The organism is Kineosporia sp. A_224, from assembly GCF_002198655.1.
GTDB lineage: Bacteria > Actinomycetota > Actinomycetes > Actinomycetales > Kineosporiaceae > R-H-3.
Window position 1 is genome coordinate 1 of record NZ_MWLN01000196.1, and the last position, 20,733, is coordinate 20,733.

Consider the following 20,733-nt stretch of genomic DNA (forward strand, 5'->3'; position numbering starts at 1 on the left):
CCCCGCACCCACCGCCCGTCGTCCCGGCGCGGCCGGCCTCGGGCTGGCAGCCCTGACCGCACTCGTCGTGGGCTCGATGATCGGCAGCGGCATCTTCGCCCTGCCCTCCCAGATGGCCGGCAGCGCCGCGCCCGGGCCGCTGCTGCTCGGCTGGCTCGTCACGGGGGTCGGCATGCTCATGCTGGCCTTCGTCTTCCAGTCGCTCGCGCAGCGCAAGCCCGAGGTCGACGGCGGTGTGTACGGGTACGCCCGCGCCGGCTTCGGCAACTACATCGGCTTCAGCTCGGCGTGGGGGTACTGGGTGTCGGCCTGGGTCGGCAACGTCGCCTACCTCGTGCTGCTCTTCTCCACCCTGGGCTACTTCTTCCCGACGTTCGACGGCGGCACCACCGTGCCGGCGATCATCGGGGCGTCGACGGTGCTGTGGGTCGTCCACGCGATGGTGCTGCGCGGCGTCCGCACCGCGGCGTTCGTCAACACCGTCGTCACGATCGCCAAGATCGTCCCGATCCTGACGTTCATCGCCGTCGCGGCCGTCGGCTTCAAGGCCGGCATCTTCAGCGCCGACGTCTGGGGCCGGACCACCGAGATCGACGGCGCCTCGCTCGGCAGCACCCTCGACCAGGTCAAGAACATGATGCTCGTGACCGTCTGGGTGTTCATCGGCATCGAGGGCGCGGCGGTCTACTCGCAGCGTGCCGTAGACCGCAAGGACGTCGGCCGGGCGACCGTGCTCGGCTTCGCGGGCGTGCTGGTCCTGCTGCTCGCGGTGAACCTGCTCTCCTACGGGCTCATGGCGCAGGCCTCCGTGGCCGGGCTCGACGACCCGTCCATGGCGGGGCTGCTCGAGAACGAGGTGGGCAGCTGGGGCGCCGGCTTCATCTCCGTCGGCCTCGTCGTCTCCCTCCTGGGCGCCCTCATCGCCTGGGTGATGCTGTGCGTCGAGATCCTCCGGCTGCCGGCCCTGGAGCACGTGATGCCCGGGGCGCTGGCCCACGAGAACGCCCACGGGGCGCCGTCCTACGCCCTGTGGCTCACCAACGGCTGCGTGCAGCTGCTGCTCGTCTGGACGCTCTTCAACCAGAGCACCTACACCAACCTCGTCTACCTCGCGACGTCGCTCATCCTGCTGCCGTACCTGTGGTCCGCGGGCTACCAGGTCCTGCTGGCGGCCCGGGGCGAGACCTACGAGCACGGCGGCGGCCGGGCGCGTGACCTGACGACAGGCCTCGTCGCCCTGGTGTACGCCGGCTGGCTCGTCTACGCCGGTGGCTGGCAGTACCTGCTCGTCGCCGCGCTCTTCTACCTCGTCGGCACCGCGGGCTTCGTCTGGGCCCGCCGCGAGAGCGGCCTGCCCGTCTTCACCAGGCCGGAGCTCGGCGCGGTGGCCGTCGTGGTGCTGGCCTCGGTGGTCGCCGTCGCGATGCTCGCCACCGGCAACCTGTCCGTGCTCTGAGCGACGGGAGCCGCCACCATGAACGACACCATCACCGCCACCGTCCCCGGCACCATCACCGCCACCATCCCTGCCGGTGACCGTCCGGACCTCGTCCGGGAGCCCCAGGTCGGGGTGTGGTCCGAGGCGGGCCGGCTGCGCCGGGTGCTCGTCTGCGCGCCGGGCCTGGCCCACCAGCGGCTGACCCCGGAGAACTGCGACGAGCTGCTCTTCGACGACGTGATCTGGGTGCACCAGGCCCGGACCGACCACTTCGACTTCGTGGCGAAGATGGAGGAACGCGGCGTCGAGGTGCTCGACCTCAGCGACCTGCTGGCCGACGTCCTCGACCAGCCCGAGGCACGCACCTGGGTGCTGGACCGAAAGATCACCGACGGGCTCATCGGCGTCGGTCTCACCGCCGAGGTGCGGGCCTGGCTCGACGAGCTGCCGAGCGCCCGGCTCGCCGAGCTGCTCATCGGCGGGGTGGCCTACCAGGACGTCCCCGAGGAGGTCGGCGGCGCCTTCCTCGCGGCGTTCAGCGAGCTGGACCCCGCCGGGTTCGTCATCCGCCCGCTGCCGAACACCCAGTTCATGCGGGACAACACCTCGTGGATCTTCCGGGGCGTCACCTTGAACCCCATGTACTGGCCGGCCCGCCGCCAGGAGACGCTGCTGTCGACCGCCGTCTACCGCTTCCACCCGGCGTTCGCCGGCGAGGAGTACGCCGTCTGGCTCGGCGACCTCGACGGCCGCCCCGGGGACCAGGGCATGGCCACCCTCGAAGGCGGCGACGTCATGCCGGTAGGCCGAGGGGTCGTCGTCATCGGCATGGGCGAGCGCTCCTCGCACCAGGCCATCACCCAGGTGGCGCGCAACCTGTTCGCCGCCGGGGCGGCGGAGCGGGTGATCGTCGCGAGCCTGCCCCGGGTGCGGGCGGCGATGCACCTGGACACCGTGTTCACGTTCGCCGACCACGACCTCGTGACGGCGTACCCGCCCGTCGTCGACGGCATCGTGCCGTTCAGCCTGCGCCCGGGGGACGGCCCGTCGGGCCTGGACGTCCGACGTGAGCCGAAGGGGCTCGTCGAGACGATCGGGGAGGCCGTCGGGGTGGACCTGCGGGTCGTCACGACCGCCGGGGACATCTACGGCATCCGGCGCGAGCAGTGGGACGACGGCAACAACGTCGTCGCGCTGGGGCCGGGGGTCGTCATCGGCTACGACCGCAACATCCTCACGAACACCGCGCTGCGCAAGGCCGGCGTCGAGGTCGTCACCATCACCGCCAGCGAGCTCGGCCGCGGCCGGGGCGGCGGCCGGTGCATGACCTGCCCGATCCTGCGCGACCCGCTCTACGTCTGAGGCGTCACCGACAACCAGAGGAACCGTCGTGCCGTTCAACAACCGCAACCGAAACCTGCTCTCGCTGGTCCACCACTCCGAGCGCGACCTGCACTACCTGCTGGACCTCGCGCGTGACCTCAAGCGCGCGAAGTACTCCGGTACCGAGCGTCGCAGCCTCGCGGGCAAGAACATCGCCCTGATCTTCGAGAAGACCTCCACCCGCACGCGCTGCGCGTTCGAGGTGGCGGCCTTCGACGAGGGCGCCCACGTCACGTACATCGACCCGACGTCCTCGCAGATCGGGCACAAGGAGTCGATGAAGGACACCGCGCGGGTGCTCGGGCGGATGTACGACGCCATCGAGTACCGCGGCGCCGGCCAGGAGATCGTCGAGGTCCTCGCGGAGTACGCCGGTGTGCCGGTCTTCAACGGGCTCACCGACGAGTTCCACCCGACGCAGATGCTCGCCGACGTCCTCACCATGACCGAGCACACGAGCAAGCCGCTGCACGAGATCGCCTACGCCTTCGTCGGGGACGGCCGCAACAACGTCGCGAACTCGCTGCTCCTCGTCGGCGCCAAGCTCGGCATGGATGTGCGGATCGGGGCGCCGAAGGCGTTGTGGCCCAGCGAGGAGCACATGGCCATGTGCCGCGAGTTCGCCGCCGAGTCGGGAGCCCGGATGCTCGTCACCGAGGACCCGGTCGAGGCCGTGCGCGGCGTGGACTTCATCCACACCGACGTCTGGGTGTCGATGGGCGAGCCGATCGAGACGTGGGGCGAGCGGATCGACCTGCTGCTGCCGTACCAGGTCGACAAGGCGCTCATGGCCGCCGCCGGGAACCCGCGTGTGCGGTTCATGCACTGCCTGCCGGCCTTCCACAACGCCGAGACCACGGTGGGCGCCCGGATCGCGGCGCAGTACCCGCACCTGGCCGGCGGCGTCGAGGTCACCGAGGAGGTCTTCGAGAGCCCGGCGAACATCGCCTTCGAACAGGCCGAGAACCGGATGCACACGATCAAGGCGGTCCTCGTGGCCGCGCTGGCGTAGGCCGCCGTGCGCATCGTCGTCGCGCTCGGCGGGAACGCGCTGCTGCGGCGCGGCCAGCCGCTGTCCGCGGAGAACCAGCGGACGAACATCCGGGTGGCGGCGGAGAAGATCGCCCTCGTCGCACCGGGCAACGAGCTCGTCGTGGCGCACGGCAACGGCCCGCAGGTGGGGCTCCTGGCGCTGCAGGCGGCGGCGTACGCCGACGTCGCGCCCTACCCGCTGGACGTCCTCGGCGCCCAGACCGAGGCGATGATCGGCTACGTCATCGAGCAGGAGCTGGGCAACCTGCTGCCCGTCGAGCAGCCCTTCGCGACCCTGCTCACGATGATCGAGGTCGACCGGGACGACCCGGCGTTCCTGCATCCCACCAAGCCGATCGGCCCGGTCTACGACCGCGCGACGGCCGAGCGGCTCGCGGCGGACAAGGGCTGGACCGTCGCCGCGGACGGCGACATGTTCCGTCGTGTCGTCGCGAGCCCGAAGCCGCGGCGGATCTTCGAGATCCGCCCGATCCGCAGCCTCCTGGAGCAGGGCACGATCGTCATCTGTGCCGGCGGTGGGGGCATCCCCACGATGTACGACGAGAACCGCAAGCTCCACGGCGTCGAGGCGGTCATCGACAAGGACCTGGCCTCGGCGCTCCTCGCCCAGGAGCTCGAGGCCGACCTGCTGGTCATCGCCACCGACGTCGACGGCGTGTACACCGGCTGGGGGACACCGGAGCAGCAACGGCTCGGCCGGGTGACGCCCGACGAGCTGGAGCGCCTCGACCTGCCATCCGGCTCGATGGGCCCCAAGGTCGAGGCGGCCTGCGGCTTCGTGCGCGCGACCGGGCACGACGCCGTGATCGGCGCGCTCGCCGACATCGCGGACATCATCGACGGGACGGCGGGGACGCGCGTCACGAGCGGGTGAGGTCGTCCGCTCCGGGGGAGCGGCTACTTCTTCCGGAGCTCGCGCCGTGCGACGGCACGGTCGAGCCCCACGGCGACGATCTTGCCCTCCCAGAGGGCGACCTCGACCGGCAGACCGATCAGGCCGGGGTCGGCGGAGAAGACGCGGCCGCCGCCGTCGAACGAGACGTGGACCGTGCGCTCGTCGACGCGCCGGCCGACCAGCCGGCCCCGCGCCATCGTCACCGGACGTCCGACCCGGCGCCGGTACCACATGAGGATCGCGGCACCGACCCCGACCGGGATGCCGACGAGGGCGACCGTCAGGGCCAGCAGACCCGGTGAACCGTTCAGGCCGCCGGCCGCCGCGACGGCGCCGAGGTCGGCCACGCCGATCCCCACGAAGATCCCGCCGGCGACCCGCCCCTCGAGCAGCATGCGCCGCCGCTGCACCGGGTGCAGCCGGCCCTCGCGGTTCTCATCGAGGACGGCCTCCGTCGTTCCCGGGACGAGCGCGAGCAGCGCGGCGTGCGCGGCCGGGACGGACAGCGGCATCTCAGCTGCCCTCGGTGCTCACGGGCCTGGCCTTCTGCGGATGGATCGTCTCGTGCCGCGCCAGCATCGCGACGAGCTCGCGGATCTTCCGCTCGCGCGTCTCGGGCCGCTTCGGGGCGTTGACCCGGTAGATGAGAGAGAACCGGTTGGTGCTGGTGAGCACCTCGAACATGGCCTGGGCAGCGGGGTCGGCGGCGATCGCGGCAGCGAGGTCCGCCGGGACCTCGGCCTCCGACGGGGGAGCGTAGGCGAGCGCCCACCGGCCGTCCGCCTTCGCGGCGTCCACGGCGGCGCGGCCCGCGGGCAGCATGCGCCCCGCCGCCTCCAGCCGGGCCACGTGGGCGACGTTGCGCTGCGACCAGCCGCTCCGTGCGGTGCGCGGGGTGAACCGTCTCCACGAGATGTCCTGGTCCCCGGCGCGGCCCTGCCCGTCGATCCACCCGAAGCACAGGCCCTCGTCGACCGCCTGCTGCCAGGTCAGCGTCGTGACGCTGCCGCCCTTCCTGCCCAGGGCCAGCCAGACCCCCGGCGACGTGGAGTGGTTGCTCAGCAGCCACTCTCGCAGCGCCTCGGCGTCCGAGACGATCAGCTTGTCCAGGTCTCCGGCCACAGCAGGACACTAGTCGGCCGCACCTCGGGCCGGCCCGCCCCGGGGCGGGCCGACCCGGGCGCGCGACGTCAGGCGATGTCGACTCCGCAGGTCTCCTTGACGGTGCCGACGAGCCGCGACGCAGCGGCCTCGGCCCCCGCCTTGGCGTCGTCGAGCTTCGCCATCGCCTCGTCGACGCCGGTCCCGTCGGCCTTGTGGCTCTCGACCATCTCGTCGAGCACGAGCCGGGCGACGACGACGTCGATGTCCGCCATCAGCTCGGGGGTGGCGGCGTCGGGCTTGAGCGCCTTCACCTTCTGCCCGAGGGCCGCGAAGTCCTTGGCCGCCCCGGCGGGGTCCATGGCCATGGCGTCTCCCGACGCCTTGGACAGCGACCCCAGTGCTGTCGCCGAGGCGCAGAACTTGTCCTTGTGGTCGGCGGCCATCGCGGCAGCGTCGTCGGCCGACGCGGACGCCACGGACGACGTCGGGGCGGCCGGCTGGGCGGTGTCGGAGGTGCCGCCGCAGGCGGTGAGGACGGTCGCGAGCGCCGCCGCAGCGGTGAGGGACAGGGCTGCCTTCATGGTTCTGGTGGTCCTTTCGGTCGTGGTACGTCGTGCGGCGGCGGAGCGAGCTGCTCCGCCGTCATCCGCCCACCGGTGCGAGGCCGGCCCATCCGGGGCGGCCGTCGGCGAGCAGGAGTCCGAGGAGGACGAGCAGCCCGCCCGCGACGCGCTGCGCCACGAGGGCGCCGCGTGCGAGTCGGCGGGCGAGGCCCGGCAGGGTGCCGACGAGCGGGCCTGCGGCCAGGCAGAGCACGAGGAAGGGGACCGACAGCCCGGCGCTGTAGACCGCGAGCAGCCCGGCGCCGGCGAGCGGGTCCCCTCCGGCGCCGGCGGTGACCAGGGCCGCGCCGAGCAGCGGGCCCACGCAGGGCGTCCAGGTACCCGCGAACGCCGTCCCCAGTGCGAACGGCCGCAACCACCCGCCGCGGCCGGCACCGGTCCAGGGCAGGAGGCGGACCGTCGGCCACCAGGACAGGCCCCGGGGGCGCAGGACGACAGCCAGCCCGACGGCGACGAGGACGGCGGCCGCGACCCGGGTCAGCACGACCTGGGAGCCGGGGATCGCGCCGAGCGCACCGGCCGCGGTGCCGAGCGCGACGAACACCAGGGAGAAGCCGCCCACGAACGCCAGCCCGGCGCCGAGCACGGCTGCGCGCCCGCCGCGGGCCCCGGCGTCCAGGACGACGGTGACGTACGCCGGGAGCAGGGGCAGGACGCACGGGGCCACGACGGTCGACACGCCGGCACCGAACAGCGCCACGTAGGCGTACCCGCTCATGACGTCACGGCGCGCGGGGCGTCGGCGCCGACCCCGAGCAGGGCGCGGATCGCGTCCTCCGTCGTGTCGTAGCCGCCCTCACCGATCTTCACGACGCGGCGCCTGCCGTCCCGGTCGTGGAGGTAGAACTGCGGCCAGTACCGGTTGCCGAAGTCCCGCCAGACGTTCCCTTCCGGGTCGAGCGCGACCGGGTACCGCAGGCCGTTCTCCTCGACGTAGGCGCGGACGGCGTCGGGGTCCGCCTCGTAGCCGAACTCGGGGGTGTGCACGGCCACGACGACCAGCCCGTCCGCCGCGTAGCGCGCGTGCCACGCCTTGACGTAGGGCTGGACGTTGCGGCAGTTGACGCACCCGAACGTCCAGAACTCGTAGAGCACGACCCGGCCACGCAGGTCGGCCGGAGCGAGGGGAGCGGTGTTGAGCCATCCCTGCGCCCGGACCACGGGAGCGGGCCCGCCCACCGGCAGGGTGCGCGCGAGGTCGGCGGGGTCGGACGCCGCGCCGGGCGCCGCCGGCCGCGCGCCGTCCGTGCCGGTCAGCGTGCTGACCGCGTCCGCTCCCGACCGCTGCGCCACCACCACCGAGCCGCCCCCGGCGACGACGAGCAGGAGCGCCAGGACGAGGGTCCGCCGGGCGGTCACGAGGCTGTCCGGATCGTGACCTCGCGGCGGTGCAGCCCGGTGGCGCCGTTCGGTGCCGGCTCGTGCGGGGCGGCGACCTGAGGCTCGCCCGTGCCGTCGACCGCGCGGACGGCGAGGGTGTGGGTGCCGGGTGCGGCGTCCCACGTCCAGCGCCACTGCGCCCAGGTGTTCGCAGAGGCCACGGCGCCGACGTCCGCCCGCTCCCACGGGCCGGCGTCCACCTGCACCTCGACGGCCCTGATGCCGCGCGTCGGTGCCCAGGCGACGCCGGCGACGACGACCCGGCCGGGCGCCAGGACATCTCCCGCGCGGGGCACGTCGATCCTCGACTGGGTCTTGATCGGCCCTTCCTTGGACCAGCCGCGCGGGATCCAGTAGCCGTCCGCGTCGTCCCAGCCGGTCAGCTCGATCCGGCTCAGCCACTTGACCGCGGACACGTAGCCGTAGAGCCCGGCGACGACGATCCGGGCCGGGTAGCCGTGCTCGGCGGGCAGCGGCTCGCCGTTCATGCCGACCGCCACCATCGCCGGGCGGCCGTCGAGGGCGAGCGCGGTCGGGAACCCTGCGGTGAAACCGTCGAGGGAGTGGCCGAGGACCTGGTCGCCGCCCGGCCGGACGCCGGCGCGCTCCAGCAGCGTGGAGAGCGGCACGCCCTGCCACAGCGCGTTGCCGACGAGGTCACCGCCGACCTCGTTCGAGACGCATGACAGCGTGACCGGCTCGGCCGCCGTGGCCAGCTCGAGCAGGTCGCCGTAGGTCAGCGTGACGGGCCGCTCCACCGCGCCGTCGACGGTCAGGCGCCACTGCCGCACGTCCGGGCGGGGGACCAGCAGCGCGGTGTCGATCCGGTAGAACCGGTCGACCGGCGTGACATACGGGGACAGGCCAGGGACGGCGAGCGGCTCGCTCGGCGCGACGGCGGTGCCGGAGGTCGTCGCCGGCAGGTCCACGGCGAGCGGCGCCGGGGTCCGGGTGCGCCGCACGAGGACGGCGGAACCGGCCGCGGCCGCACCGAGCGCCGCCGCGGCGGTGGCCACGACGACCGAGCGCCGTCCCGGGCCGGCCGCCTGCGCCGGGCCGCGGCCGTTCGCCCCACGGCCGCGACCCGGCAGCGCCAGCAGCCCGTGCAGCGTGCCGGCACCGGTGACCGCGGCCACCGCCGCGGCGGCGCACAGCGCCCCGGCCCGCGCCGGGTCCGCCGACGTCGCGGTGACCGCGGCCACGACCGAGAAGGCGACGAAGCCGGCCGCTCCGGCCCAACGCCGCGTCGAGGCGAGCAGCCCCACCCCCGCGCCGAGCCCGAGGGTCGTCAGCACGACGCCGACGACGAGCGCGGCCTTGTCGTGCCGACCGAAGACGGCGACCGCGACGTCCTTGAGGGAGCCTGCGGCGAGGTCGATGAACCAGGAGCCGACGTCACCGACCAGCGAGCCGCCGACGGTCAGCGCGGCGGTGGTCAGCTCGCCGGCGCCCAGAGCCGTGCACGCCGCGGCGAGGCCGGCGACCGCGGGGTACCACCGGGCCGCGGTCGCAGTGCTGTCGCGGACCGGCTGCGTGGCCGGGGCTGCGGTCGAGGTCATGGCCTCACACTCGGCCGTCGTGGAACGCCGATCCATCGTTCCGGTGGTTCGGTAAGGCTTCCGTAACGGCCGGCAGCACAGCCGGGTCAGCGGGCGGCGGGCAGCGCGAGCTCGAAGCGGCAGCCGGCGCCGCAGCGCGGGGTCACGTCGACCTCACCGCCGTTCGCCCGGGCCAGCCCACGGGCGATCGCCAGCCCCAGCCCGCCGCCGACGTCCGACGCAGGGGTGCGGGAGCGGTTCGCCCGCCACCCCGGTTCGAACAGCCGCGCCACGTCCTCGGCCGGGATCCCGCCGCAGCAGTCCTCGACCCCGACCACGACCCGGCCGTCGCACGCGGCGACGTCCACGAGGACGCGCCCGCCCGCCGGGGAGTAGTGGACGGCGTTGGCCACGAGGTTGGAGAGCACCCGGGTGACCGTCCGCGGGTCGACCCGGACGGGGGACATGCCGTGCAGCGGGGCGAGCTCGACGCGGACCCCGCGCCGTCGCGCGGCGGGTGCCACGACGTCCACCGCGTCGTGGGCGAGCTCGGCGAGATCGACCGTCAGCGGGTCGAGGGTGAGTGCGCCGGCCTGGATGCGGGACAGCTCGAAGAGGTCGTCGACGAGCAGCCCGACCCGGTCCACCTCGTGCAGGATCCGGCGCAGGTAGACGTCGGGGTGGGCAGCGACGCCGTCCTCGAGGGCCTCGGCCATCGCGCGGATGCCCGCCAGCGGCGTCCGCAGGTCGTGACTGACCCACGCGACGAGCTCGCGCCGTGACCGCTCCAGCGCATCGCGTTGGATGCGCCCGCGGGTGAGGCGGTCGGCGGCCTCGGTGAGGTCGTCGTCGATGGCGGCGAGCTCGGCGAGCCGGGGGCGGCCGCGGCCGGCACCGGACGCCGTCGACGCGTCGAGGTGCGCGAGCGCGGCGGCGCGCGTGCGAAGGCCGGCAACGTCCCGGACGACGGTCCGCCCGGCGGCGACCGCGACCCCGAGCGCGATCGGGGTCACCACGACGGCGATCTGCGCGACCACCGTGAGGTCGTGGTCCGACAGGAACATCGCCTGCGCGGCACCGACCAGCCCGGCGACCAGGGACCCCACCGCCACCGCTGCCACCCCGGCGAGGTCGGTCCGCACGGAACGGCGCGGCAGGAACCGCAGCGCGAGCAGCCCGGCGAGACCGACCGCACCCGACCACCCCAGGCCGAACAGCGCCACCTGGACGGCCGGTGGCAGCGTCACAGCCCCGCCCACCGGTAGCCGACACCCCACACCGTGACGAGCAGGGCCGGGGCAGCAGGGTCCGTCTCGACCTTCTCGCGCAGCCGTCGGACGTGGACCGTGACGGTTCCCGTGTCGCCGAAGTCCCAGCCCCACACCTCGCGGAGCAGCTGCTCACGACCGAACGTCTGGTTGGGGTGCGCCATGAGCTGGACCAGCAGGTCGAACTCCCGCGTCGCCAGCGGAACGGGCTCGCCGGCGCGTTCCACCGTCCGCGCCGACAGGTCCACCACCAGTCCGCCGCTGACGATCCGCCGCACGCCGACGGCCCGCACCGGATCCCCGGCCCGTCGTTCCGGCACCCGCGGCGCGGACCGCCGCAGCACGGCGTTCACCCGCAGCACCAGCTCGCGCGGGCTGAACGGCTTGACGACGTAGTCGTCCGCGCCGGACTCGAGCCCGGCCAGCCGGTCGACCTCGTCCCCGAGCGCGGTGAGCAGCACCACCGGAAGGTCGGGCCGGGCCTCACGCAACCGCACGCACACCTCGAGCCCGCCCAGACCCGGGAGCATGACGTCGAGCACCACGAGGTCGGGGGGAAGCCGGCGCGCCATCTGCAGCGCCGTCACGCCGTCCGCAGCACGGCGGACCGTGTGCCCGGCGCGGGTCAGGTACCCGGCGACCACCTCGGAGATCGTCGGGTCGTCCTCGACGACGAGGACGACGGACCCGCCGTCCGCAGGAGCGGACCGGGCGTGGGCGTCCACGCCCCCGCGCCGCGCCTGTGGACCTGACACCTCAGCCGCCCTCGGGCGGAAGGAAACCGGAGTCCAGGTCCCACGGCCGGACCGGTGAGTGCTCCACCAGCCAGGTCTGGACGGCGTGGTCCGCGCCGGTCAGGACGAGCAGCCCGACACCGACCAGGACGAGGCCGAAGACCCGCCGGAGGCGGCCGTGCGGGTCAGCCGCCCAGCGCAGCCGCAGCACGGCACGGCGGCCGAACACGCCGATGGCGAGGAGGACGGCGCACAGTCCCGCCGTGTAGGCGAGCAGCAGCACGAGTCCCTTCCCGAAGGACGCCGGCAGCACGGTGACGACGACGTAGGCGTAGAGCGGACTGCACGACGAGAACACCGGCCCCAGGGCCGCGCCGGTCAGCACGTCCCCGAGCAGGCCCCGTTGCCGCTGAGCCGCGACCAGGGCGCCCGTGGACCGTTCGTCCAGGCCCAGCCGGCCCGACAGGTGCTCCCACAGGCCCGGCCACGTCTGGGTCGCGCCGATCGCGACGAGCAGGCCGCCGCTGAGGACCTGCCACACCTCGCGGGGCACGCCGATGAAGGTGGTGGTGCCCTTGAGCAGCAGCGTGAACGCGATGACGGACGCTCCGAGTCCGGCCGTCACCGCGAGGGCGCGTGGCAGGCCGCGGTCGGGCCGGTCGGCGTCCGGGGGGCGACCGGCGCCCAGGGCCGCCGGCACCGCCTGGACCGGCGACACCTGCGGCACGGCGGTCCGGCCGATGATCACGGGAAGCAGCGGCAGGACGCACGGGGCGAGCGTGGTGAGCATGCCGGCGACGACGGCCCCGAGGACGAGCAGCACCTCAGACGGCCCGCTTCGAGATCTCTGCGGCGCTGTGGGTGCCGGTCCACTTCGCCCGCTCGGCGCCGTCCGGGCCGACGGCGACGAAGGTGTGCTGCTGCGTGATCCCGTACTTCGCCCGCAGGTCGGTCTCGGTGTCGAAGTCGACCTTGACGACCGTCAGGTCCGCCGGGATCGACGCAGGGTCCTCGGTGAGGTTCTTGTCCGTGAGGCGGCAGTTCGGGCACCAGGACGCGTGGAAGAACAGCACGACGCGGCCGTCGGCGTAGGCGGCCGGGTTCTTCACATAGGTCGCGTAGTCCACGTAGCTGCCCGCGCCTGCGGGGTCGCCGGCAGCGGCTTGCGACGCCTGGGAGGTCACGGCCGCGGGAGCCGGGGCGGCTGCACCGGCACCTCCGCAGGCCGTCAGGGCCAGCAGGGTGATCCCGCATGCGGCCGTCCACGAGGTGCGCCAGGGGCTCATGGCGCCAGCCTGGTGGGTCGGACGCCGGGAAGTCCTTACGGATCCCTGACGCCTGCCCGCGCCGCCCCACCTCAGGCGGCGGGGGCAACCGGTCCGGTGCGCTGCAGGTCGCGGACGGAGCGTGACCCGAGAACAGCCAGGCAGATGACGACGTAGACGGCCCCGGCGACCAAGATGGTGTGCTGCGTCCCGAGGACGAGTGCCGCCGGCCCGGCAGCGAGCTGGCCGATCGGGATCGCGACGAAAGAACCGAGGGCGTCGTACGAGTAGACCCGGGACAGCATGTCTTCGGGTACGTGCTCCTGGACCGCGAGGTTCCAGGCGAGGCCGAACAGCTCGGCACCGGCGCCGGCGACGAAGAAGATCACCATGATCGGCGCGAGGTGCGCCGTGAGGCCGAGAGCGAGCATGGGGACGCCGAAGAGCGCGCAGCCGATCATGCCCCACAGCAGCGGCCGCTCGAGGCGCACGCGGAGCATCACCACGGTGAAGCAGAGCAACCCGGCGGCCTCGGCGGACAGGGCCAGGCCCCAGCCGGACGCCCCGAGGTCGCCGACTGTCGCAAGGACGGGACCCAGGGTCTGGATCGCGCCGCTGTGCAGAGCGTTGAGCACCCCGAAGGCGAGGACGACGACCCACAGCCAGGTCGTCCCGGTGAAGTAGCGCCAGCCCTGCCGCAGGTCCGCCACCATCGACGTGCGCTCCGCCTTGGGTGGTGGCGGTGGGATCCTGACCAGCACCAGGGTGGCCGCGGCCAGCAGGTAGGTGACGCCGTCCACCGCGACCGCCCACCCCGGTCCGGTGGCGACGACAAGGATGCCGCCGACGGTGGGGCCGAGAACCGAGACCACGCCACGCTGCATCGACATCAGCACGTTGGCGGGCTGGAGCTGTTCGGGAGGAACGAGCTGCGGCATGATCCCGGCCAGGGCGGGGAAGCTGATCGCGGCCACCACGCCGTTCAACGCGCTGAGGACGACGAGCTGCCACAGCTCGGCGGTCCCGCTGACCACCACCGCGGCGATCGCGAGCTGGGTGATGCCTGCGGTGACGTTGCAGAGCTGGATGACCCGCTTGCGCCCGAACCTGTCCGCGATGACGCCCCCGGCGAGCAGGAAGGCCACCTCGGGGATGCTGTGCGCGGCCAGCACGATGCCCAGCGCGGTCGGGGACCGGCTCACCTCGAGGACCGCGAAGGCGAGGGCGATCCCGCCCATCGTCGACCCGGCGCCGTTGATGAGGCGGGACAGGAAGTAGAGACGGAAGTTGGGCTCTCGCAAGACTTCCCGCGCCGAGACGCCGCCCCTCATGCGCGTCCTGACGGGACCGACCCGCCACCGCGGCACCGACCCGCGCACATCAGGACGTTCCCGGGACTCGCTCGGGTGTCATCGACCCGCTCGGGAGCTCGTCGATGCTCACCGTGGACCAGCTCCGGGCACCGTTCCCCCTCCGCCATGACAACTGAGCGTAGGTGTCACGACGAGTTCCGCGTCACGAACATGCATCGCGGTGTTCGCGCGGCACCTTCCCGCAGATCAGACCGCGGGTCTCATGGACCTCGATCCCCGGCGGACCTGCCCGGGCCCGGGTTCTGACAGCACGACAATGGTGTCGTGGACTTCTTCTGCTACCACCGGGACCGCGTGGGGTCGACACCGCTACGGCAGCAGCTGGTGGAGAGCCACTGGTCGTACATGGACGACTTCCAGGACCGCATGATCGCCCGTGGCCCGACGTTCGACGACGAGACGCTGACCGGGAGCGTGCACGTCCTCTCCCTGCCGGACCCGGCGGCAGCGCGTGCGTTCGCCTTCGCGGAGCCCTGCTACCAAGCCGGTGCGTACCGCGACGTCATGATCCGTCGCTGGGCCAGCCTGTCCGACCGGACGATGCCCGACCCCTCGGTCGGAGCCGACGACTCTGAGCGGTTCCTCGTTCTCGGGTTCACGGATGCCCCGACCACCCAGCGCGTCGACGCTCCGGACCGGCCAGGCGTCATCGTCTGCGGCGAGCTGCTGTCGGATGACGGCGTCCACGTCCTCGGCACGGCGGCGCTCGTCCAGCCCGCCGTCGCGGGCGACGTCCGAGGGGTCCTTCCCGAGCGGCGCTATGCAGCGGTGGAGGTCCATCGCTGGGACTTCGGCGGGCGGCGTTGAGCGCACCGGGCGAGGGCTGCAGCGCCTGCCGCAGCCCTCGCCCACGCTGGGATCGGTCAGCGGTAAGTCACGGCCATCCGGTCGCCAGACACCGTGAAGGTGGACGCTGCGGTTCCGCGGATGCGCAACCGCATGGCGCCGTTGCCTGAGGTGCCAGAGACGAACCGGCCGAGGGTCCCGCCGGCTGATGCGGTCACCGTCACCCCGAGGGTGCCCACCGACCGGCTGTCGAGCTGGACCCAGGCTGCGGCGTCGTAATCCCACAGGTCGACGGTCTGGGTGACTGTCGTGGAGTCCTTGCCGGTGTACGAGACCGAGATCGCAGCGACCGCGTTCGGCACGTTGGAGAAGCCGCCGTACCAGGACGCGGTCCGGGTGCCGCTCGTCGTCGAGGCTGCCGTGAGGAAAGCGCCGTCGGTGGCAGCAAGGCTGTTAGCCGTGCCGCCGGTGATGGTGCCGTTCCCCGCAGAGACAGCCACCGACGTGGGGTAGGCAGTGACGCTCGTCGAGCCGAGGAACCGGACGGCCGCGACGTTGCCGCTCGAGGTCGCGCCGACGACAGGGTTCGCGTCTGGCTGCACGGCCACCGCGGCGCCGACGGGCGTACCGACCAGCGCGACGCCGTCGCCGCTGAACGTCGTGTCGAGGGTTCCGGACGCCGTGAAGCGGGCGACCCAGGTCTGGCCGACGACGACGATCCGGCCGTCCGGCATCACCGATGCGCCCGTGGCGGCCACGCCCTTGGCGCCGGTCGGCCAGGCGCCCGTGTCGACGACCTTGGCGCCGGCGGTGCCGAACGTGCTGTCGTGGTGGCCGTCGGCGAGGTAGCGCTCGAGCACGACCCCGGGGCTCCGGGTGCACTCGCTGGACTGCCAGCCGTCCGAGACGACGGCGACCTTGTCCCCCGCGAGCACCGACAGGCCGACAGCGCGGACACCGACGAAGGCGCCCGTGTTCGCCGCGAAACCGAGGTCGAAGGCTCCGGCGGCGGTGATCCTGGAGACGACCGCCGAGTTGCAGTCGCTGGACCCGGCGATGACGTAGTCACCTGTCGACAGCCGTGCGATGCGACGGTAGCCCTCGCCACCGTCGAAGTTCTGCCCCGAGGGAAGAAGTGCGGACGGGGCACCGGTCGACGTCCACCGTGAGACGTGGAACGGACCGACCGCGGCGATGCTGCCGTCGGCCTGGACGAGGACGTCCTCTGCCGAGTTGTCGACGATGACGCCGGCCGACGGCGTCTCGACCGCCCACCCGTCACCGCTGAACGTGGTGTCGAGGACACCCGCAGCGGTGTACCGGGCGACGACGGCCTGGCTGCCGGTCGTACCGGCCGTGACGAGCTTCCCGTCGGGCTGCTGGACGACGGCCTTGATGGCGTCGGTGGAGCCGCCGAAGTTCGTCTTCTGCTTGCCGTCACCGCTGAACGTCGTGTCGAGCGCGCCGTTGGGCAGGTAGCGGACGAGCGCAGCATCCGCGCCGCTCGACCCGACGACGACGATCTTGCCGTCCGCCTGGACGAGCACGTCCAGTGCGGTCTCCACCCCTCCGAGGTCCGTCGTCGTAGAACCGGCCGAACCGAACTGAGGGTCCCTGTCCCCGGCCGTGGCTGCCGTTGCCGGGACGGCCACCGCCATCGTCAGGCCGATCGCGAGGAATCCGACGACCGCCGACCGCGCCTTTCGGGAAAGCCTCGATCGCTGAGCGACGTCGGTCGAGCGATGTGTTCCGTGCATGGTTGAAACCACCCCATCGTGCAGAGCCTTGGCCCCGCATCGTCATATGTCAGGCCTCGCCCCCCGAAGCCTCGAAGTCACCCTATTCATCGGCGGGGTGTGCGGTCGGGACCTCTGACGAACAGGTGCGAGATACGTGAGTGAAGGAAGGCCGAATGCGCCTGGCGTTGACGCGCCGACGTGATGCCGCACCGAGTTCTCATCATCTGAGATCCGGGCCTGACATTTTCTTGACAGGAATTCCGAACTCGTTCCGAAACCCGGACAGGGGCCGCTCATTCCACGAAAGCAGGTCCCCTGGTGTACGCCTCGTCCAGCAGTCACTGCCCCGCTCGTCGTGCATCACCCCGGCGTCCCGGCGCTGCTCCGATGCGGTATGCGCCGGGCCTGCCGGGCGGCCGCGGCGCTCTGCGCCAAGAAAGCTCAACCCGTCCGACCGAACTGTCAGCCAGTGGACTCTGCGCGGTCCCGGCGGTTGTCCTGCGTCACCGGGTCCTCGTGGGTCTGCACGACCCAGAACGCGGTGAACATCAGCGCGACCCCTACCTCCAGCCAGAACAGGGAAAATGCGCCCAGGGCCCACAGGGTGCCGCCGGCGATGAGGACCAGGAGCAGCCCGACTGCAACGAGCGTGTACCTGTCTGGGACGGCCGGGCCGGCGTTCGTGGCAGCGTCGGGCGTGACATCGGTGCGCGTCGCGGTTGTCGCGGCGACGACTGCGGACGGCGCATGCGCTACCAGCGGGTCGGAGCAGGTTCGCACATCTGGACTGGTTGCGAGGGGGGCGTGTCCCGCGCTGTGCCTGCGTGCGTTGGCCAGCGCGATGACGAGGATGCAGACGGCGAGCCCGATCGCCGACAGGTAGTGGGCGTTGTCCGTGAACCAGCCTCGCGCGAAGGAGAACGTCACTGCGACCGCCGTCCACAGGCCCGCGACCAGCGCGAACCCCAGCGTGAACGGCGACCTGACCGGAGTGCTGCTGCCCCTTCTCGCATGGAGGACGAGAGCGGCACCCAGCGAGAGGAAGCCGACCGTGAGGAAGGCACCGACACTGGTCTTGATGTCGGCCTGCGCGGCCTTCTCCAACGATCTGACGGTCGGGCAGTCGAGCGGTTTCGTGGACAGCGCCACGGCGACATCCCGGCACGAGCGCACTGCTGCCCTGTAGTCCTCGCCGCGAGACGTCGGAACGATGCCGACCAGCACCGCGAACATGCCGGCGAGGTTGAGGGTGACGTCCTCGACCGTCCGAGTACCCCTCAGAGCGATCATGCAGGCCGCGAAGCCGACGAGGGTGCTGACGAAGAGTGCCTGCGCGGATGTGTAGTAGTACGCGCTCACCGACGCAAGGGGATGCCATCCCTGCTGCCAGGTCTGGATCACAATCGCTGCACCGAGTGCCAGGAGGAGCATGACGATGGCTAGTCGGAGGTACGTGTACGTCCGAGTCAGGCACTCGTCCCTCGGAAGTTCCTTGGTCGTGGTTGACGGGGTGCTCATGACGGCCTCCCCTGCCGTGCGCGAACGAACCCAGATCAGAGTGCAACGCTCGCCCGACGGAGCGCCTGGGACGTAGGCCGCGCGTCACAATCGGCAGCCCCTGTCAGAGACAACGAGCCTCGCCTGGTGCTCCTGGACAAGAGGGCGCAGCCTCGGCCCCACAGCACGGAAGGACGAGGGGGGACCGTGACCAGCAGGTCAACAGAATCTTGATCTTGTGCCCCCGAGAGGACTCGAACCTCCGACACACGGTTAGCAATCAGCCGAATCCGGCCTCTCGCCGCTTCCAGCAGCGGCTTTGTTCTTCCTGGGTGTCAGCCGAGACGCCGCCGGTTGCTGCTGTAGACGGCAGTCTGCGTCACGTCTGATGTCACGTGGCACCTCTCTCTGTCAACGGCGGTCGAAAAGTGACCCCTTTCCGACGGTTGAATGTTGACCCCCTGGTTTGGTCATGACGGTCATTTCTGCTCTGTGTGGTCGTTGGTGAGGGCTGCGGGGACGCGGCCGAGGTCGCGGTTGCGCAGCCGGTAGGAGTCGCCCTTGAGGGCGATGACCTCGGCGTGGTGGACGAGCCGGTCGATCATCGCGGCGGCGACGACGTCGTCGCCGAAGACTTCGCCCCAGCGGCCGAACGGCTTGTTGCTGGTGACGATCAGGGAGGCGCGTTCGTAGCGGGCCGAGACGAGCTGGAAGAACAGGTTCGCGGCCTCGGGTTCGAAGGGGATGTAGCCGACCTCGTCGATGACCAGCAGCGGGTAGCGACCCAGCTTGGCGAGCTCGCCCTGCAGGCGGCCGCCGGTGTGGGCCTCGGCGAGCCGGTTCACCCACTCCGACGCGGTGGCGAACAGGACCCGGTGGCCGGCCTGGCATGCCCGGATCGCCAGCCCGGTGGCCAGGTGGGTCTTGCCGGTTCCGGGCGGGCCGAGGAACATCACGTTCTCTTTCGCGGTGACGAAGTCCAGGGTGCCCAGGTGGGCGATGACGTCGCGTTTGAGGCCGCGGGCGTGGTCGAAGTCGAACTCCTCCAGGCTCTTGCGGGCGGGGAACCGGGCGGCTCGGATCCGGCCCTCGCCGCCGTGGGACTCCCGGGCGGAGACCTCGCGTTGCAGGCAGGCGACCAGGTACTCCTCGTGGGACCAGCCCTCGCTGCGGGCGCGGTCCGCGAGCCGGCCGGCGGCTTCACGCAGGGTCGGCGCCTTGAGCGCCCGGGTCAGGTAGGCGACTTCGCTGCTGACGTTCGGGCGCCCCGCGCCGGAGTCGGTGCCGGTGTCCCGGGCTGCGGCGCTGGTTCGGGTCGTCATCAGGCCACGCCCCCTTCAACGCCGCTCTCAGCGCTCTCGCTGCCGAGCGGTGATCGCAGCGGCTGCCCGGTCGGCTCGACGAGGCCGAACAGTTCGTCGTAGTCGGTCAGCCGGCGCTCCTCGACCTGCACCTTCTCGAGCCCCTCCTCGGCCGCGGCGCCGGCCCGCATGGAGGCCAGAGCCCGATGCTGGCGGCGCAGGGTCCGGGCGGCGTCGGCATGGAGCGGGTCGGTGAAGGTCTGGTGCCGCATCCACGAGCGGGCGTGGTCGGCGACCAGCCGCCCCTCGCTGAACGCCTGGACGCGGTCCAGGTCGGTGACGACCTCGATCCGGCGCCCGACGCTCCCGGGGTGGACGGAGTAGTCGTTGCCGTCGACGCGCACGTAATGGTCCCGCGGCAGCCGCAGCGAGGACCGCCACCCGGTCACCGGGGCGACCGGCGGCAGCGGCAGCATCGCGGCCCGGTCCGCGCCGATCCGGTCGGTCGGCGCGCACCCGAGAGCCCGCCGGTGCCGGCGGTTCGCGGTCGCGCAGAAGTCCTCGAGCTGGGTGTTGAAGTCGGCCGGCCCGGTGAACGACCGGCCCGGCAGGAACGAGGTCTCCAGGTAGCCGTTGACGCGTTCGACGATGCCCTTGGTCTCGGGGTCGGCCGGGTCGCACAAGAAGATCCCCGCGCCCAGGACCCCGCGGAACGCGTGCGCGTCCTCGGTCAGCACCGTCTGCCCACGCCGGCGTTTCCCGACGGCGCCTTCCTGGTCCCACACCAGGGTCCGCGGGACCGCCCCGAGCCGCTGCAGCAGCAGCCACCAGCCCGCGAACAAGTCCTCCGCCGTGCGGGTCGGGACCAGGACCGCGGTCAGCCACCGCGAGTACGCCGAGATCATGACCAGGACCGGCAGCGCCGTCGGCGGCCGCTCCTGGCCCGGGCCGACGGGCAGCCGGATGTCGGGGAACCAGAAGTCGCACTGGGCGATCTCACCGGGCTCGTAGCTGGTGCGCGAGGCCGGGTCCGGTGGCAGGTAGGCCGGCCGCAGCTCGGCGACCCGCTGCTTGAAGACCGTCATCCCGCGGGTCCAGCCGACCCGCTCGGCGATCACCGTCGCGGGCATCCGCGGGAACGCCCGCAGGACCTCCCGGATCGCCGGCTCGAACGTGTCGACGGACGACCCCGCCGATGTCCGCTCGTACTTCGGCGGCCCGGCGGAGGCCAGCGCGGCCCGGACGGTGTTCCGCGACACCCCCATCACCCGCACGATCCCCTTGATGGTCATCCCCTGAACCGCCCCGGCATGTCCGGAGACTGCCTGGTGTGAGTCCTCAGCCGACGGCTTGAGG

20 protein-coding genes are annotated in these 20,733 nt (G+C 72.4%); 5 read left to right on the forward strand and 15 right to left on the reverse strand.

Translation table 11 applies throughout. The features are described 5' to 3' along the window. Nucleotides 1–43: 43 nt before the first annotated feature. The 4 genes from arcD to arcC are packed head-to-tail and all read left to right on the forward strand — an operon-like array spanning nt 44 to nt 4,748. Entirely contained in the window at nt 44–1,456 is a 1,413-nt protein-coding gene (arcD, locus tag EDJALFJO_RS22700; protein WP_369812573.1) for an arginine-ornithine antiporter, read from the forward strand. Nucleotides 1,457–1,474: 18 nt separating this feature from the next. Next, nucleotides 1,475–2,800: an arginine deiminase gene (locus EDJALFJO_RS22705; RefSeq protein ID WP_088288602.1), complete on the forward strand. Its 1,326-nt coding sequence runs from the start codon at nt 1,475–1,477 to the stop codon at nt 2,798–2,800. A gap of 28 nt (nt 2,801–2,828) precedes the next feature. Then, complete coding sequence (locus tag EDJALFJO_RS22710; RefSeq protein WP_088288603.1) at nt 2,829–3,833, forward strand: ornithine carbamoyltransferase; 1,005 nt, start codon at nt 2,829–2,831, stop codon at nt 3,831–3,833. A 6-nt stretch (nt 3,834–3,839) separates the two neighbouring features. Next, on the forward strand, nt 3,840–4,748 hold the full coding sequence (arcC, locus tag EDJALFJO_RS22715) for a carbamate kinase (RefSeq protein ID WP_088288604.1): 909 nt from the start codon (nt 3,840–3,842) through the stop codon (nt 4,746–4,748). A gap of 23 nt (nt 4,749–4,771) precedes the next feature. Here the strand turns inward: arcC and EDJALFJO_RS22720 are convergent, their stop codons facing one another. The 11 genes from EDJALFJO_RS22720 to EDJALFJO_RS22770 form a co-directional block, all read right to left on the reverse strand. Continuing rightward, complete coding sequence (locus tag EDJALFJO_RS22720; protein WP_088288605.1) at nt 4,772–5,281, reverse strand: hypothetical protein; 510 nt, start codon at nt 5,279–5,281, stop codon at nt 4,772–4,774. Nucleotide 5,282: 1 nt separating this feature from the next. Further along, nucleotides 5,283–5,891: a YdeI family protein gene (locus EDJALFJO_RS22725; protein WP_088288606.1), complete on the reverse strand. Its 609-nt coding sequence runs from the start codon at nt 5,889–5,891 to the stop codon at nt 5,283–5,285. A 68-nt stretch (nt 5,892–5,959) separates the two neighbouring features. After that, nucleotides 5,960–6,454 (reverse strand): hypothetical protein, encoded by a 495-nt coding sequence (locus tag EDJALFJO_RS34510; RefSeq protein ID WP_088288607.1) that lies wholly within the window; start codon nt 6,452–6,454, stop codon nt 5,960–5,962. Between the two features lie 61 nt (nt 6,455–6,515). Next, nucleotides 6,516–7,214, reverse strand: a complete 699-nt coding sequence (locus tag EDJALFJO_RS22735) for a cytochrome c biogenesis CcdA family protein (protein ID WP_088288608.1) — start codon at nt 7,212–7,214, stop codon at nt 6,516–6,518. Further along, on the reverse strand, nt 7,211–7,855 hold the full coding sequence (locus tag EDJALFJO_RS22740; RefSeq protein ID WP_088288609.1) for a redoxin family protein: 645 nt from the start codon (nt 7,853–7,855) through the stop codon (nt 7,211–7,213). The genes EDJALFJO_RS22735 and EDJALFJO_RS22740 overlap by 4 nt, the downstream gene beginning before the upstream one ends. Further along, complete coding sequence (locus tag EDJALFJO_RS22745; RefSeq protein WP_088288610.1) at nt 7,852–9,435, reverse strand: molybdopterin-dependent oxidoreductase; 1,584 nt, start codon at nt 9,433–9,435, stop codon at nt 7,852–7,854. The genes EDJALFJO_RS22740 and EDJALFJO_RS22745 overlap by 4 nt, the downstream gene beginning before the upstream one ends. An 86-nt stretch (nt 9,436–9,521) precedes the next feature. After that, on the reverse strand, nt 9,522–10,661 hold the full coding sequence (locus tag EDJALFJO_RS22750; protein WP_198950561.1) for a cell wall metabolism sensor histidine kinase WalK: 1,140 nt from the start codon (nt 10,659–10,661) through the stop codon (nt 9,522–9,524). Beyond that, nucleotides 10,658–11,407, reverse strand: a complete 750-nt coding sequence (locus tag EDJALFJO_RS22755; protein WP_088288611.1) for a response regulator transcription factor — start codon at nt 11,405–11,407, stop codon at nt 10,658–10,660. Before EDJALFJO_RS22755 ends, EDJALFJO_RS22750 begins: the two co-directional genes overlap by 4 nt. A 31-nt stretch (nt 11,408–11,438) precedes the next feature. Then, entirely contained in the window at nt 11,439–12,239 is an 801-nt protein-coding gene (locus EDJALFJO_RS22760) for a cytochrome c biogenesis CcdA family protein (protein WP_088288612.1), read from the reverse strand. Between the two features lies 1 nt (nt 12,240). Further along, nucleotides 12,241–12,702 (reverse strand): thioredoxin family protein, encoded by a 462-nt coding sequence (locus tag EDJALFJO_RS22765; RefSeq protein ID WP_088288613.1) that lies wholly within the window; start codon nt 12,700–12,702, stop codon nt 12,241–12,243. A gap of 71 nt (nt 12,703–12,773) precedes the next feature. After that, complete coding sequence (locus tag EDJALFJO_RS22770) at nt 12,774–13,982, reverse strand: MFS transporter (RefSeq protein ID WP_198950562.1); 1,209 nt, start codon at nt 13,980–13,982, stop codon at nt 12,774–12,776. Between the two features lie 336 nt (nt 13,983–14,318). Between EDJALFJO_RS22770 and EDJALFJO_RS22775 the strand changes: the two genes are divergently transcribed. Then, entirely contained in the window at nt 14,319–14,861 is a 543-nt protein-coding gene (locus EDJALFJO_RS22775) for a YciI family protein (RefSeq protein WP_088288615.1), read from the forward strand. 56 nt (nt 14,862–14,917) lie between these two features. Here EDJALFJO_RS22775 and EDJALFJO_RS22780 read toward each other — a convergent pair whose 3' ends face one another. The 4 genes from EDJALFJO_RS22780 to istA all read right to left on the reverse strand — a co-directional run bounded on the left by EDJALFJO_RS22780 (nt 14,918) and on the right by istA (nt 20,669). Then, nucleotides 14,918–16,405, reverse strand: coding sequence for a delta-60 repeat domain-containing protein (locus tag EDJALFJO_RS22780; protein WP_158220533.1), 1,488 nt, complete (start codon nt 16,403–16,405; stop codon nt 14,918–14,920). Nucleotides 16,406–17,041: 636 nt separating this feature from the next. Then, nucleotides 17,042–18,097 (reverse strand): hypothetical protein, encoded by a 1,056-nt coding sequence (locus EDJALFJO_RS22785; protein WP_088288617.1) that lies wholly within the window; start codon nt 18,095–18,097, stop codon nt 17,042–17,044. 458 nt (nt 18,098–18,555) lie between these two features. Then, nucleotides 18,556–19,398 (reverse strand): IS21-like element helper ATPase IstB, encoded by an 843-nt coding sequence (gene istB / locus EDJALFJO_RS22790; RefSeq protein WP_088288618.1) that lies wholly within the window; start codon nt 19,396–19,398, stop codon nt 18,556–18,558. Then, on the reverse strand, nt 19,398–20,669 hold the full coding sequence (istA, locus tag EDJALFJO_RS22795; RefSeq protein WP_233149990.1) for an IS21 family transposase: 1,272 nt from the start codon (nt 20,667–20,669) through the stop codon (nt 19,398–19,400). Before istA ends, istB begins: the two co-directional genes overlap by 1 nt. Nucleotides 20,670–20,733 lie beyond the last annotated feature (64 nt).